This window comes from Rhizorhabdus sp., assembly GCF_018006725.1.
Lineage (GTDB): Bacteria > Pseudomonadota > Alphaproteobacteria > Sphingomonadales > Sphingomonadaceae > Rhizorhabdus.
The window spans coordinates 1-13,377 of sequence record NZ_JAGMXV010000134.1 but is presented as its reverse complement, the minus strand read 5'-3'; the positions used below and the strand labels follow the sequence as shown (position 1 = coordinate 13,377).

The following is a 13,377-nucleotide window of genomic DNA, read 5'->3' as shown; positions in this document are numbered from 1 at the left end:
GTGCGGGCAGCGTCCGGGCGCGGGTCAGCGTGCGAAAATCGGCGTAGCGCAGCTTGATCGACACGGTCCGGCCCGCCTTGCCGGTCCGCGCGGCATGGCGCGCGACGGTCTCGCTCGATTCGCGCATCGCCGCCGCGAGATCGTCATGCGAGAAGAGATCGTGGAAGAAAGTGTTCTCCGACCCGATCGACTTGCGCACCCGGTCGGGGCGAACCGGGCGATGGTCGATCGCGCGAGCCGCGAGATAGAAATAGTCACCCGACTTGCCGAATTGCTGGGCCAGAAATTCGCGGCTGCACCGGCGGAGATCCGCGCCCGTATGAATACCGAGCTTTTCCATGCGGGCTGCGGTAACGGGCCCCACCCCGTGAAAGCGACCGACGGACAAGGGCGCGATGAAGGCCAATCCCTGATCCGGGCGAACCACGCACAGGCCATCGGGCTTGTTATGGTCGGACGCAAGCTTGGCGATGAACTTGTTGTAGGAGACACCGGCCGACGCTGTCAGGCCCGTCTCGGCCTTGATCCGGGAGCGGATCAGCCGGGCGACGTCGGTCGCGGTGGCTGCGCCCTGATGATTGCTCGTCACGTCCAGATAGGCTTCGTCCAGCGACAGCGGCTCGATCAGGTCGGTGAACTCGGCGAAGATCTCGTGAATCTGGCGCGAGACCTCCCGATAGACTTCGAACCGCGGACGGACGAAGAGGAGGTCGGGGCATAGCCGCCGCGCCAGCCCGGACGCCATGGCCGACCTGACGCCGAAACGCCGTGCCTCGTAACTGGCAGCGGCAACCACGCCGCGTTCGCGTGTTCCGCCGACCGCAACCGGCTTGCCCCGCAGCGACGGATCGTCGCGCTGCTCGACCGAGGCGTAGAAGGCGTCCATGTCGATATGGATGATCTTGCGCCCCCCCTCGACGGGTGCATCCGGTTCGAAACTGGTCGGCGCTGGCCCATCCATGGAACAAAGCAAATACAGAAGGGCTGCGGCTTGTACCAGAGCGGACAGGCGGGGTTCAGCCGGGCCTTGTCAGGAACTCTCCCTGTCTCCGGACGTTTTAACCGCCGAAATATATGGAGATGAACAATGGCTACCAGGACGACCAGCACGCGTACGCGTTCGACCGGCACCCGGTCGGCAGCGAAGAATAACGGCACGAAGACGGCGACGACCGCCCGCAAGCGCGCCGCAGCCAAGACGGCTCAGCCGACGCAGGCCGAGAGCCTGAGCCGCGAGGCGCAGAAGGTGGTGCGCTCGGTTCGCACCCGCGCCAGCCGCGCCGCGAAGAAGGTGCCGACCGACCGCACGAGCCTGTCGATCGCCGCCGGCGTGATCGCCGGTCTGGTCGCAGCGGGCGTCGCCCTGTTCATGAACCGCGACCGTGTTCGCGAAGTCATCAACGACGGCACCGACAAGCTGCGCAAGGCCACCGACGACCTGTCGCGCAAGGCGCATGATCGCATCGACGAAGCCCGCGACAATATCGGCAAGCTGCGTCAACGCGCCGAAGCGTCGACCGGCAACGGTGCCGACACCGCCTCGGCGATGCACTGATAGAGGATCGTCTGTCCTATCGCGGGACAGGACGGACGCCTGATGCGGGCGGCAGGGCTTCACGGCCTTGTCGCCCGCATTGCATGTGCGACCTATGAAGTTCGACCCGACCGAGCAACGATGGCGCTATGATCTGCGCCTGTTCCTGCTCGCTTATCTCTGCGGGCTGGTAGCGTTCGGCGCTCTCATTCCCTGAACTGTGCCCTGACCCGCGACGTCAGTCGCAAGCCTTGTGCAGGCGCCATGCAAGGAACGAGGCCCCCACGCTCCCGACTGCGACCATCAGCAGGGTCTCGGCCACGGACACGCCGACGTGCACGAGTCCTGCCAGCAAAAGCGTAGCGGTCACCATCGCACCCGAATTGACGATGTTGTTGGCGGCCACCGTGCGCGCCGTCTGCGCCTTGGCAACCGTCGTGGTGAGGAAGGCGTAGAGCGGCACGACGAAGATGCCACCGGCGACTGCCACGCCCAGCAGATCCAGCAGTACCCGTTCGGCATTGGGCATCGCCATGAAATCGCTCAGCCCGCGCAGGGCTCCCTGCGGGTCTGGCCAGTGGTGCGAGGTCCACCAGAGATCGCAGACGAACGCGCCCATCACCAGAGCCGCGAGCGGAGAGCAGCGCGCCGACACCGCGCCCTTCAAGATGCGGTTGATCGCGATCGAGCCGATCGCGACGCCCACCGAGAAGATACCGAGGAACATCGTCGCCACGTCCTGCTTGGCGCCGAGGACGTTCTTGACCAACGGTGGGAACTGCGCGGCCAGGATCGTACCCTGCGCCCAGAAGAAGCTGATCGCGAGGATCGCCAGGAACAGCCGGCGGACGTGCATCGTGTCCGAAACCAGCCGGATCGACGAGCGGACGACATGGAAATCGACGCGGGCGTCGCTGGTCATCGGTGGTGCTGTGGGAACCTGGCGGCCGGCGAACCAGCCGAGCGCGGCGACCAGCAGCACGCCGATAGCCGCATGTTCGGATGCGATGATCCCGCCGGTGATCGTCCCCGCCAGGATCGCGATATAGGTTCCGGCTTCGACCAGTCCTGTGCCGGGAAGCACCTGATCATCCTCCAGATGCTGTGGCAGGATCGCATATTTGATCGGACCGAAGAAGGTCGAGTGCGCGCCCATGGAGAGCAGCGCGACCAGCATCATCGGTACATTCTGGAGGATCAAGCCGGCAGCGCCGACCACCATGATCGCGATTTCGGCGGTCTTGACGATCCGGATGATCCGCGCCTTGTCATGGCTGTCGGCCAGTTGGCCCGCCATGGCCGAAAACAGGAAGAAGGGCAGGATGAACAGCCCCCCGGCGACGGCGGAGAAGGCGGCTTCGCGCGCCGGATCGTTGTAGATCTTGTAGATGACCAGCATGATCATCGCGGTGCGGAAGAGGTTGTCGTTGAACGCACCGAGGAACTGCGTGACGAACAACGGCAGGAACCGCCGTTTGGCCAGAAGCCGGAAGGTCGGGGTCATGCGGGGATACTGCGCCTTATATTTCGTTTACGGGCATCTCTCGGTCGCCCTCCCTTAGCCGAGCGGGGCAGGAAGGGCCAAGCCGATAACGTCTACCCATGTACGATATATGACGCCCCTTCCTTCCCAGAGTGTTACGCTTTCCGTCCATGCGCGCGGGGGGGCTTATGTCCGCCGCACATCCGCGCTAGAGCATGAGACGCATGCTGACCCTGCCGAACATATTGACGCTGTCGCGCATCCTTGCCGTGCCGATCCTGGTCTTTCTCCTGTGGCCGGATCCGAGCCATCTGGAATATGGCGTCGCCTTCGGCCTCTATTCGCTCATGGCCATAACCGATTATTTCGACGGCTATCTGGCGCGGGCGCAGGGAACCGTCTCCAAGCTGGGCGTCTTTCTGGATCCGATCGCCGACAAGATCATGGTCGCGGCGGTGATCCTGATGCTGGTGCTGAACCGCGACGTATCCGGCTATGCTACCATCGCGGCGCTGGTCATCCTGCTGCGCGAGATCGCCGTGTCGGGCCTGCGCGAATTTCTCGCGGGGGTACAGGTGTCGGTCCCGGTCAGCCAGCTCGCCAAGTGGAAGACGACCTTTCAGTTGATCTCGCTCGGCGCGATCATCCTCGGCAACGCCCTGCCCGCCTGGGCGTGGATCGAGACGACCGGCCTTTTCTGCCTGTGGGCCGCCGCCGTCCTCACCCTGCTGACCGGCTGGGATTATCTCCGGGTCGGCATCAGGCACATGGACTGAGACGCGACAGGATGGCGATCGATCTCCTCTACTTCGCGCGGGTTCGCGAAGCGATCGGACGCAGCGCCGAAAGCGTCTCGCCGCCATCCGAGGTTATCAGCATCGCCGACCTCGTCGGCTGGCTGGCATCGCGCGGCGGCGGCTATGCCGAAGCCTTCGCCGAGCCCTCCCGCATTCGAGCCGCCATCGGCGACCGCTTTGCCGAGCCTGACCAGCCGATCTCGGGCGCGCGAGAGATCGCGCTCTTTCCACCGGTCACAGGCGGATGAGCGCCCGCCTGCATATCGACGTCCGGGCCGAGGATTTCGACGCAGGCGCCGAACTCGCCCGGCTCGAAGCGCTCGGCGGCGGCGGGGTCGCCAGCTTCACCGGGGTGGTACGCGGCGGCGATGGGCTTGTCGCGCTCGAACTCGAACATCATCCGGCCATCACGCGCGCGATGATGACGCGCATCGCCGAGGACGCCTGCGCGCGCTGGCCGCTGCTGGGCGTGACCGCGATCCACCGCCATGGCCGGCTGGCGCCGGGCGAGCGCATCGTCCTGGTCGCCGCCGCCTCGCCACATCGGGCAGCGTCGCTGGAAGCCACGGCATTCCTGATCGACTGGCTGAAGACGCGGGCGCCCTTCTGGAAGAAGGAGCATTTCGACGATGGCTCGGCCCGCTGGGTCGAGGCACGCAAGGAGGACGACGATGCCGCCGCCCGCTGGGAGCGACGCTGATGGCCGCTGAAGACCTGCCCGACCTGCTGATGGCCATAGCCAATGGGGACCGTGAGGCCTTTGCGCGCTTCTACCAGCGCACCTCGGCAAAACTTTTCGGAGTCATCCTGCGTATCTTGCCCGAACGGTCGGTGGCGGAAGACGCGATGCAGGATGCCTATGCGAAGATCTGGCGCAACGCTGCGGGGTTCGATGCCCAGCGCGGCAGCCCGATCACCTGGGCGGCGACGATCGCGCGCAACGTCGCGATCGACCTGCGTCGCCGCGAGCGCCCGGCGGGCCGGCAGCGCGACGAGGATTTCGACTTCGACTCGCTGACCGACAGCGCCGTGTCGGCCGAACAGCTGGCGGCGCTCCGCGTCTGCCTGGAGCGCCTCGACAGCGAGCAGCGCGCGCTGATCCTGGCTGCCTATCTCAATGGAGAGAGCCGCGAGGAGCTCGCCGAACGGCTCGGCCATCCGACCGGAACGATCAAGAGCTGGCTGCATCGCGGTCTCGCCCGGCTGCGGGGGTGCCTCGATGGCTGAGGATATCGATCCGATCGCCGGCGAATATGTGCTGGGCACGCTCGACGCCGAGGAACGGCGCGCCTTCCAGCGCAGGCTCCTGACCGACCCCGCCGCCGTAGCGGCAGTCGCGGCGTGGCAGGACCGGCTCGCCCCGCTGCTGCTGACGGTCGAGGCGGTCGAACCGCCGGCGAGCGTCTGGGCGCGGGTGGCGGCCGGACCGCCGGCCAACGACAACGGCACCGTGCGCCGCTGGCAGATGGCGACCGCAGCCGCTGTTCTCGTCGCGATCGGGAGCATCGGCATGGCATTGCGGCCGCCCGCGCCGCCGCCCCCCCCCGCGACGCAGGTCGCCGAACGTGGCGCAGCGCGGGTCCAGTCGGTCGCGGCGCTCAGTGAGAAGGGCGGCACCCCGGCCCTGCTCGTCACCTATGACCAAGTGTCGGGCCAATTGCAGGTCACTCCGGTCAATGTCGCCGACAAGCCCGGTCACAGCATGGAATTGTGGGTGATCGCCGGGAAGGCCGCGCCCAAGTCGATCGGGCTGATGCCCGACGACGGCAGCCCCGCGCTCGAAAAGCTCCGCCTCGATACTGCGCAGGACATGACGATCGCGGTGTCGGTAGAGCCCAAGGGTGGATCGCCGACCGGCCTGCCGACCGGCCCGGTGGTCTATTCGGGCCAGATGGTGCGCCTGCCGACCCGGAGCTGATCGCCCAAGTATTGGCGGCGGCTTGGCAAGCCGGGGATTAGCCGCCATGGCTCATGCCATGTCCGGGCTCTCCAGAACCGCCAAGCTGACGCCGCGCAAGGCGGCGCGGCATGAACGCATCCTCGACGTCGCCTGCCGGCTGACCGGCCTGCACGGCCATGACGGGGTTTCGATGCGGACGATCGCGGCCGAAAGCGGTACGACCGAAAAGACGCTCTACAATGTCTATGGCAGCAAGAACCGCCTGATCGCGACCGCCGCGCGGGAACGCAGCGCGAAGCTGTTCGAGGCGGCGGTCGAGGCCGCGCCTGAAGGCGGCTGGCCGATGCTCCGCACCTTCGCCCGCATGGCGGCCGAACTGACCCTGGCGGACCCGCCAATGGCGCGCGCGCTGGCGACCGTGCTGCTCGAACATTCGGATCTGGTCGGCCTGGAGTCGGTCTATGAGGGGCGGGTCGCACTCGCACTGGAGCAGATGGCAGAGGCCGGCGATCTGGACCCGGCCTACCCGCATGCTCTGCTGATCCGCCTGATCCGCCTCGGCGTAACCGCAGCAGTCCTGTTCTGGTCGAAGGACGAACTCAGCGACGCCGAACTGGAGCCCTATATCTCCACCCGCATCGTCGAGACGCTGCTGCCCTATGTGCCTGCCGGCCGTCAGGAGCCGCTCGGGGCCCTGCTGCAAAGCGCCCGGAAAAAGCTGGCTGGCGGCCGCCTCAGCGTCGAGCCGGCTCACCTGTGACTTTTTACAGTCCGCTGTAAATTAAATTGACGCGCCCCGAGGGGCGTGTTTCCTTTGCCTCGTCCGCGAAAGCACATGCCGACGCCGCGAGAGGATGCCTGGTTTCGACAGCCGATCGACAGGATCGGCGCGCCTCACAACGTGTCCCGGACAGAAAAACATAGGGTCTTGGGAGAGACGACATGCCTGTGAACACCCGCTTCGGCACCATCCTGCGCACCATGCTGCTTGGCAGCGCCATCCTGCTGCCCCTGGTCGCGACGCCTGCCGCCGCCCAGCAGGCGGAAGCCCCCGAGGCAGCCGAACAAGGCGGCCTCACCGAAATCGTCGTCACCGCGCGCCGACGCGAGGAGAGCCTGCAGGACGTGCCCGTGTCGGTCACCGCGCTGTCGGCCGCGCAAATCCAGAAATATGACATGACGAGCCTGGAGAAGATCTCCACCCAGACGCCGCAATTCACCATCGGCCGCTCGTCCAACGGTTCGGGCGCCCAGCTGACGCTGCGCGGTATCGGCTCCTCCTCGACCTCGATCGGCATCGAGCAGTCGGTCGCGGTCGTGCTCGACGGCGTCTATTATGGGCAGGGCCGCGTGATCAACGAGGGCTTCCTGGACCTGGCAGGCGTCGAAATGCTCAAGGGCCCGCAGGCACTGTTCTTCGGCAAGAACGCGACCGCCGGCGTGATCGCGATCCGTTCGGCCGATCCGACCTCCAAGCCCGAGTTTATGGGCCGGCTGGGCTATGAATTCCGGGGCAAGAATCTGGTCGGCGAGGCGATGGCCTCGGGACCGCTGACCGACACGCTCGGCATCCGCGTCGCGCTGCGCGCGTCGAACATGTTCGGCGGCTATTTCAGGAATCGCGGCACCGACAAGACCTACAACACCTTCGACATCGCAACCGGCGTCACCACGCCGCACCCGGCCCGCGCCTCGACCCGCGACAATCCGGGCGAGCAGGAGTTGCTCGGCCGCGTGACGCTGAAATGGGAGCCGGTCGACCGGCTGACGATGACGCTGAAGGCCAATCTGTCGTCGAACGACACCGATAACAACAGCTGGAACTATGTGCCCTTCGCCTGCGCGGCCGGCACCTATGCGCTCAACCCCAATGTGAAGTGCGAGCGCAAGTTCAACGTCTACCAGAACAACATCCCGGTCGACATCGCCGGCAACCAGCCGTTCAGCCGCAAGGACGGCGCGCTGTACAACCGCTATCGCAGCTGGGCGGTCACCGGCACCGCCGAATATGCCCTCGACGGGCTGACCCTCACCTGGATCAACAACTACAACGAGAACAACAATCGCTGGTCGTGCGACTGCACCTTCGTCTCGTCGAACCTCGCGGCCGCGCCCTCGTCGGAGAAGTCGAAATATCACGCCTTCTCGTCCGAATTCCGCGCACAGACCAGCTTCGACGGGCCGGTCAACCTGCTCGCCGGCGCCTATTATCAGTCGACCAAGCGCGACCATACGCAGACCGGCGCCTTCGCCAATATCGAGGACAGTTCGCAGCCCGCAAACCTGCGCTACCTCGCCTATCTGAAGCGCTCTGAAACTGAGGGAGAGACGCTGTCGGCTTATGGTCAGGTGTCGTGGAAGATCGTGCCGACGCTCGAATTCGCGACCGGCGTCCGCTACACGCACGAAACCAAGGACAGCTTCCTGGTCCAGCCCTATGTCAACGCCGCGATCCAGGGCATCTTCCTGCAGAACAGCACCATCTTCGGCGACCAGACCTTCAACAACTGGTCGCCCGAAGCGACGCTGACCTGGCAGCCGACCCGCGACATCACCGTCTATGGTGCCTACAAGACCGCCTATAAGTCGGGCGGCTTCTCCAACAGCGGCTTCGTCAGCGGCACCACCATCCCCAGCGACGTCGCCTTCAACCCGGAGCGCGCCCGCGGCTTCGAGGGCGGGGTCAAGACGACGCTATTCGATCGCCAGCTGCGCCTGAACCTGGGCCTCTACAGCTATAAATATCTCGATCTGCAGGTCGACTATTTCAACTCGGCGACCTTCGCCTTCATCACCACCAATGCCGGTTCGGCGCGGACCAGGGGCGTCGAGCTCGAATTCCAATATGCGCCGCGCGCCTTGACCGGTTTCGAACTGCACGGCTCGCTCAACTATAACCGCGCGCGCTACGGCAGCTATATCGCGCCCTGCTATGGTGGTCAGTCGATCGCGGCCGGCTGCGACACCAGCTTCCAGGGTGCCCTCGGCCAGGACCTGTCGGGCAAGCCTACTGCGGTCGCCCCGAAATGGACCGGATCGCTCGGCGCCAGCTACGACACGGCGCTGTCGGGCAATGCCGTCCTCGGCCTGTCGGTCGATACGCGCTATTCCAGCTCCTATCTCGCCTCCAGCTTTGCCCATCCGCTGTCGCGTCAGCCACGCTACCTGACGATGGACGGCACCGTCCGCGTCAAGTTCGACGACAGCCGCTACGAAATCGCGCTGATCGGCAAGAACCTGACCAACCGCTTCATCGTCGGCGGCGTGGTCGACGCGCCCAATACCGGCGTGGGGACGGGTACCAATGTGGCGACCCCGGCCGACCAGATCGGCTTCGTCTCGCTTCCCCGAACGGTGCAATTGCAGTTGACCGCGCGCTTCTGAAGCTCCTCCCTGGTACCGGCCGCCACCCAAAGCGGCGGCCGGTACCTTTTTCTTCGAAAGGACGAGGCATGGATGCTCTGGAACTGCTCATCGCCAAGGATGCGATACGGGACCTGCAATCACGCTATATGCGCGGGCAGGACCGGCTGGACGCGCAGATGCAGCACGACTGTTTCTGGCCGGACGCGACCACCGACTATGGCATCTTCAAGGGATCGGGCCACGACTTCGTCGCCTTCGCGCAGGACCTGCTCAAGGGTCACAAGGCCAACCAGCATCTGATCGGTCAGTCGCTGATCGAGGTCGAGGGCGATATCGGTTTCGGCGAGGTCTATTATTTCGCCTTCCACCGGGTCGAGATCGACGGGCAGGATCGCGACATGATCATCGCCGGCCGCTATGTCGACCGCTACGAGCGGCGCGACGGCGTATGGAAATTCGCGCACCGCACCGAACTGGTCGACTGGGGCCGGATGCACCCCGCCGCCGACGGCTTCCTCGCCGACCTGACCGGCATTCTCATGGGCGCACGCGGGGCCGAGGATCGCTCGTCCCAGCGCGACTGGCTCCGCACCGCCTGACCTCATCTCATCAAGGATCTTCATAGTATGACGTTGCAAGGCAAGACCGCCCTGATCACCGGCGCCGCTTCCGAAATGGGCCTTGGCTTCGCGACTGCGCGAATGATGGCGCGGGCCGGCGCCAGGGTCATGATCACCGACATCGCCGCCGACGCGGTCGCCGCGCGCGCCGAGGAATTGCGCGCCGAGGGTCATGAGGTGGCCGCCCTGCCGCAGGACGTGACCGACGCCGCCGGCTGGGACGCGGTCGTCGCGGCGACGGTCGAGCGCTTCGGCGGGCTCGACATCCTCGTCAACAATGCCGGCATCGCCGTGCTCAAATGGATGGATGCGCTGGAGCCGAGCGACTGGCAGCGCCAGATCGACGTCAATCTGAGCAGCGTCTATCTCGGCTGCCGCGCCGCGCTGAAGCAGATGCGCGTGCAGGGCACGGGCGGGTCGATCGTCAACCTGTCCTCGGTCGCGGGCCTCGTCGGCATTCCGGGTGCCGCCGCCTATGCCGCGTCCAAGGGCGGCGTCCGCATCATGACCAAGGCGATCGCGATGGAATGCGCCAAGGAGAATATCCGCGTCAATTCGGTCCAGCCCGGCGTGATCTGGACCGACATGCAGCAGGTCGCGATCAAGGACAATCCGGACCAATATGACGCGATCAATGCCGCGATCCCGATGGGCCGCATGGGCGAACCCGACGACATCGCCGCGATGATCGCCTTCCTCGCCTCCGATGCCGCCAAATATGTCACCGGCGGCGAGTTCACCGTCGACGGCGGCCTGACCGCGCAGTGATGCATCCGACCGTTTGAAGGAGTGCCGCCATGGGCCAGCCCGATCTCCATCCCCTGACCATCGACGGTCGCGATCCTGCCAATCTGCGCGGCGATCCGATCACCGGGGACCGCTACACCAGCCGCGACTTCATGGAGCGCGAATGGGAGCATCTGTGGACGCGCATCTGGCACGTCGCCGGACGCACCGCGGAACTGGAGGAGCCGGGCGACTATGTCGTGCACGACTTCCGGCACGAGAGCGTCATCTGCATCCGGCAGGACGACGGCTCGATCCGCGCCTTCTACAATGCCTGCGGGCATCGCGGCATGCGGCTGACCGATGCGAGTTCGAGCACCGAGGCCTTTCACTGCCCCTATCATGGCTGGAAATGGGGCAAGGACGGGCTGCTCGAACATGCCCAGGACGCGCATGACTTCCCGCAGGGCAACCCCTGCGGCAAGCTGCGCCTGCGCGAGCTGCGCTGCGACACATGGGGCGGCTTCGTCTGGTACACGATGGACGACGAGGCGCCCGCGCTGCTCGACTATCTCGCGCCCATTCCCGAGCTCTACAAAAATTACCCGATGGAGACGGCGGTCCGCGTCTTCTGGATGAAGATCAACCTCAACACCAACTGGAAGTTCGCGACCGACAATTTCTCGGAGAGCTACCACACCCGCACCGCTCACCCGCAGGTGCCGCCGTGGATCGACCAGGACGTCGACACCGCCCGCCACGAAATGTACCCCAACGGTCATGGCCGCACCGTGCAGCCGATGCGCCCCTCGCTCAGCGACCGCTTGCCCGAGGGCGTGCCGCATCCGTTCGATTACATTTTGCGGCAGTGGGACATCGATCCGGACGCCTATCCCGATTATGAGACCAAGGCGATGCAGGGCTGGCTCGACCTGAAGGCCGCCAAGAAGCGGCTGTGGCGCGAGCGCGGCTATGTCCATTATGAGCATATGGACGACGAAGAGATTACCGACAGCCCGCATACGGTGATCTTTCCGAACGTCACGATCAGCTTCCTGCCCGACAACCTGATCTTCTTCCGGACCGAACCCCATCCGGAAGACCCGGGAAAATGCACCTTCGACCTCTGGTGCATGGCCTTCCCGGTCGAAGGCCAGACCGAGGTGGAATCGATCATGGCCGGCCCGCAGCCGCTGCGCGAAGCGGAGATGCAGGTCCGCGACTTCGACAATGGCCGCGGCGTGCCCGAGATCGAGGGGCAGATCGTCTATCAGGACATGATGCTGGCCGAAGGCATGCAGCGCGGCATGCACTCACGCGGCTATCGCGACGCCTATCTGACCGGCCAGGAAACGCGGGTCCGCTTCTTCCACGAGGTGCTCAACGATTATCTCGAAGGACGGCGTTGAGGGGTTTTGCGCTTAAGCGGACCGGCTTACGTCACGGGAGATGATCGTGGTGCGTCATTGACCTATGCGCCATTGACGCATATAGAAGGCGCGTGACCGTCCTTCAGTCCGTCGTCGAACTGCCTGAATTTCTAAGGCGGGCAAAAGCGATCATGTCGGATGAAGAGCGGATCGCGATTGTAGATTATGTTGCAGCCAACCCCGAAGCCGGGGTGTCGCTGGGCGGTGGGCTGCGCAAGGTTCGCATTGCGCGAGAGGGTGGCGGAAAGAGCGGCGGCTACCGGACAATCTACATATTCGGTGGCACGGATGTCCCACTGTTCCTGGTGACGGTGTTTGCCAAGAACGAGAAGGATAATCTGAGCAGAACCGAACAGGCCGAACTGGTAGCTCTGAGCAAGATGCTGCTGGCAAGCTATGGAGATCGACGATGAGTGCCTATGAGAGCATCAAGCAGGGCCTGAACGAGGCACTGGAGTTTGCCCAAGGCAAACAGGCTGGCGCACATGTCCACCAGATCGCACTCCCTGTCGTCGACGTCGCGGCGATCCGGGCCAGCACGGGCCTGTCGCAAAGCGCCTTCGCGCGCAGCATCGGCGTCGCCAAAGGTACGCTGCTCAACTGGGAGCATGGGCGACGCCGCCCGACCGGCCCCGCCCAGATATTGCTCGCGATGATCGCGAAGAGGCCGTCGCTGGTGAGCGAGTTGTTGCGCTAGGCATTCACCATGATGTGTCGCAACGACGGTACATCGACGTCACGCTCCCGTTCACTTACCACGATGTCGAAGGTCCTGAACGATGAGCCCCGCCCGCAGGGCTTCTTCCTCATGAGGAAGGTCACGATAGGGTTCGGCTAGCGCTGCCGCGTACCACGCCTTCATATGCGGCAGTTCGAGCAGGCGGCGGACATAGCCGGCGCATCTGCCGTCCAGCGCGATGCCATAGGTCTGGAAGCGGAAGGCGACCGGGGCGAAGAAGGCGTCCACGGCGGAGAAGGCGGGGCCGGCGAGCCAGGGGCCTCCGAAGCGGGACAGGCCGTCGCTCCACAGGCTCGCGACGCGCGCGATGTCGCGGTCGAGCGCAGAGGGGCGCTCTTTCAGCTGGACGCGAATGCCGCAGTTCGTCGTGCAGACCTCGCGCAGGGCCGGAAAGCCGGAGTGCATCTCTGCTGCCGCACTACGCGCCCAGGCGCGTGCCTCGCGATCGGCAGGCCAGACGGCGGGGTTCTGCTCGGCAAGATATTCGGCGATGGCGAGCGAATCCCATATCACCGACGTGCCATCGATCAGGCAGGGCACCTTCCCCGTCGGCGAGAAGGCGTCGAAGGCGCCCTCTCCGAACGGGACGAGCACTTCCTCGAACGCGATCCCCAACTGGCGCATCAGGATCCAGGGGCGCAGCGACCAGGACGAGTAATTCTTGTTCCCGATGAAGAGCTTGAACATCGCGGCCTCCCCTACCCCTACTCCACCCCCCGCAGCGCGTCCGCCAGCAGGCGAAACTCCTTCTCGCGCGGGCTGCCGCGGCGCCAGGCGAGGGC

The 13,377-nt window shown here is 65.3% G+C and carries 16 protein-coding genes; 13 read left to right on the top strand and 3 right to left on the bottom strand.

The genetic code is table 11. The features are described 5' to 3' along the window. The coding region (gene dinB, locus KAY22_RS17160; RefSeq protein ID WP_296624554.1) for a DNA polymerase IV at positions 1 to 961 on the bottom strand (961 nt) is incomplete at its 3' end. Between the two features lie 126 nt (positions 962 to 1,087). Here dinB and KAY22_RS17155 point away from each other — a divergent pair. After that, positions 1,088 to 1,555, top strand: coding sequence for a hypothetical protein (locus tag KAY22_RS17155; protein WP_296624553.1), 468 nt, complete (start codon positions 1,088 to 1,090; stop codon positions 1,553 to 1,555). A 217-nt stretch (positions 1,556 to 1,772) separates the two neighbouring features. Here KAY22_RS17155 and KAY22_RS17150 read toward each other — a convergent pair whose 3' ends face one another. After that, positions 1,773 to 3,038, bottom strand: coding sequence for an MFS transporter (locus KAY22_RS17150; protein WP_296624552.1), 1,266 nt, complete (start codon positions 3,036 to 3,038; stop codon positions 1,773 to 1,775). A gap of 203 nt (positions 3,039 to 3,241) precedes the next feature. Here KAY22_RS17150 and pgsA point away from each other — a divergent pair, with 203 nt between their 5' ends. The 12 genes from pgsA to nadS all read left to right on the top strand — a co-directional run bounded on the left by pgsA (position 3,242) and on the right by nadS (position 12,553). Next, positions 3,242 to 3,793, top strand: coding sequence for a CDP-diacylglycerol--glycerol-3-phosphate 3-phosphatidyltransferase (pgsA, locus tag KAY22_RS17145; protein ID WP_296624551.1), 552 nt, complete (start codon positions 3,242 to 3,244; stop codon positions 3,791 to 3,793). An 11-nt stretch (positions 3,794 to 3,804) separates the two neighbouring features. Then, positions 3,805 to 4,062 (top strand): MoaD/ThiS family protein, encoded by a 258-nt coding sequence (locus KAY22_RS17140; protein ID WP_296624550.1) that lies wholly within the window; start codon positions 3,805 to 3,807, stop codon positions 4,060 to 4,062. Further along, positions 4,059 to 4,514 carry a molybdenum cofactor biosynthesis protein MoaE gene (locus KAY22_RS17135; protein WP_296624549.1) on the top strand — a complete coding sequence of 152 codons (456 nt, stop codon included), beginning with the start codon at positions 4,059 to 4,061 and terminating at the stop codon, positions 4,512 to 4,514. Before KAY22_RS17140 ends, KAY22_RS17135 begins: the two co-directional genes overlap by 4 nt. Continuing rightward, positions 4,514 to 5,041 carry a sigma-70 family RNA polymerase sigma factor gene (locus KAY22_RS17130; protein WP_296624548.1) on the top strand — a complete coding sequence of 176 codons (528 nt, stop codon included), beginning with the start codon at positions 4,514 to 4,516 and terminating at the stop codon, positions 5,039 to 5,041. Before KAY22_RS17135 ends, KAY22_RS17130 begins: the two co-directional genes overlap by 1 nt. Continuing rightward, the gene (locus KAY22_RS17125; RefSeq protein ID WP_296624547.1) at positions 5,034 to 5,732 is read left to right on the top strand and encodes an anti-sigma factor; all 699 of its coding nucleotides are present in this window, start codon (positions 5,034 to 5,036) and stop codon (positions 5,730 to 5,732) included. Before KAY22_RS17130 ends, KAY22_RS17125 begins: the two co-directional genes overlap by 8 nt. Before the next feature lie 58 nt (positions 5,733 to 5,790). Beyond that, entirely contained in the window at positions 5,791 to 6,474 is a 684-nt protein-coding gene (locus tag KAY22_RS17120) for a TetR/AcrR family transcriptional regulator (RefSeq protein ID WP_296624546.1), read from the top strand. Between the two features lie 182 nt (positions 6,475 to 6,656). Then, the gene (locus KAY22_RS17115) at positions 6,657 to 9,098 is read left to right on the top strand and encodes a TonB-dependent receptor (protein WP_296624545.1); all 2,442 of its coding nucleotides are present in this window, start codon (positions 6,657 to 6,659) and stop codon (positions 9,096 to 9,098) included. A gap of 68 nt (positions 9,099 to 9,166) precedes the next feature. Then, positions 9,167 to 9,679 carry a nuclear transport factor 2 family protein gene (locus KAY22_RS17110; RefSeq protein ID WP_296624544.1) on the top strand — a complete coding sequence of 171 codons (513 nt, stop codon included), beginning with the start codon at positions 9,167 to 9,169 and terminating at the stop codon, positions 9,677 to 9,679. Positions 9,680 to 9,706: 27 nt separating this feature from the next. Then, complete coding sequence (locus KAY22_RS17105) at positions 9,707 to 10,468, top strand: SDR family NAD(P)-dependent oxidoreductase (protein WP_296624543.1); 762 nt, start codon at positions 9,707 to 9,709, stop codon at positions 10,466 to 10,468. A 29-nt stretch (positions 10,469 to 10,497) separates the two neighbouring features. Further along, the gene (locus KAY22_RS17100; RefSeq protein WP_296624542.1) at positions 10,498 to 11,835 is read left to right on the top strand and encodes an aromatic ring-hydroxylating dioxygenase subunit alpha; all 1,338 of its coding nucleotides are present in this window, start codon (positions 10,498 to 10,500) and stop codon (positions 11,833 to 11,835) included. Positions 11,836 to 11,927: 92 nt separating this feature from the next. Further along, the gene (locus KAY22_RS17095) at positions 11,928 to 12,269 is read left to right on the top strand and encodes a type II toxin-antitoxin system RelE/ParE family toxin (RefSeq protein WP_296624541.1); all 342 of its coding nucleotides are present in this window, start codon (positions 11,928 to 11,930) and stop codon (positions 12,267 to 12,269) included. Next, positions 12,266 to 12,553 carry a NadS family protein gene (nadS, locus tag KAY22_RS17090; RefSeq protein ID WP_296624540.1) on the top strand — a complete coding sequence of 96 codons (288 nt, stop codon included), beginning with the start codon at positions 12,266 to 12,268 and terminating at the stop codon, positions 12,551 to 12,553. The genes KAY22_RS17095 and nadS overlap by 4 nt, the downstream gene beginning before the upstream one ends. 51 nt (positions 12,554 to 12,604) lie before the next feature. On the opposite strand, the gene KAY22_RS17085 is transcribed toward nadS, so the two are convergent. Further along, positions 12,605 to 13,282, bottom strand: a complete 678-nt coding sequence (locus tag KAY22_RS17085; protein ID WP_296624539.1) for a glutathione S-transferase family protein — start codon at positions 13,280 to 13,282, stop codon at positions 12,605 to 12,607. Positions 13,283 to 13,377: the final 95 nt, after the last annotated feature.

Excerpts from the sequence above, each read along its gene's own strand:
- KAY22_RS17125 (WP_296624547.1), top strand. The coding sequence starts at position 5,034 with ATGGCTGAGGATATCGATCCGATCGCCGGCGAATATGTGCTGGGCACG.
- KAY22_RS17130 (WP_296624548.1), top strand. The coding sequence starts at position 4,514 with ATGGCCGCTGAAGACCTGCCCGACCTGCTGATGGCCATAGCCAATGGG.
- KAY22_RS17135 (WP_296624549.1), top strand. The coding sequence starts at position 4,059 with ATGAGCGCCCGCCTGCATATCGACGTCCGGGCCGAGGATTTCGACGCA.
- nadS (WP_296624540.1), top strand. The coding sequence starts at position 12,266 with ATGAGTGCCTATGAGAGCATCAAGCAGGGCCTGAACGAGGCACTGGAG.
- KAY22_RS17115 (WP_296624545.1), top strand. The coding sequence starts at position 6,657 with ATGCCTGTGAACACCCGCTTCGGCACCATCCTGCGCACCATGCTGCTT.
- KAY22_RS17150 (WP_296624552.1), bottom strand. The coding sequence starts at position 3,038 with ATGACCCCGACCTTCCGGCTTCTGGCCAAACGGCGGTTCCTGCCGTTG.
- KAY22_RS17110 (WP_296624544.1), top strand. The coding sequence starts at position 9,167 with ATGGATGCTCTGGAACTGCTCATCGCCAAGGATGCGATACGGGACCTG.
- KAY22_RS17085 (WP_296624539.1), bottom strand. The coding sequence starts at position 13,282 with ATGTTCAAGCTCTTCATCGGGAACAAGAATTACTCGTCCTGGTCGCTG.
- KAY22_RS17100 (WP_296624542.1), top strand. The coding sequence starts at position 10,498 with ATGGGCCAGCCCGATCTCCATCCCCTGACCATCGACGGTCGCGATCCT.
- pgsA (WP_296624551.1), top strand. The coding sequence starts at position 3,242 with ATGCTGACCCTGCCGAACATATTGACGCTGTCGCGCATCCTTGCCGTG.
- KAY22_RS17105 (WP_296624543.1), top strand. The coding sequence starts at position 9,707 with ATGACGTTGCAAGGCAAGACCGCCCTGATCACCGGCGCCGCTTCCGAA.
- KAY22_RS17140 (WP_296624550.1), top strand. The coding sequence starts at position 3,805 with ATGGCGATCGATCTCCTCTACTTCGCGCGGGTTCGCGAAGCGATCGGA.
- KAY22_RS17155 (WP_296624553.1), top strand. The coding sequence starts at position 1,088 with ATGGCTACCAGGACGACCAGCACGCGTACGCGTTCGACCGGCACCCGG.
- KAY22_RS17120 (WP_296624546.1), top strand. The coding sequence starts at position 5,791 with ATGTCCGGGCTCTCCAGAACCGCCAAGCTGACGCCGCGCAAGGCGGCG.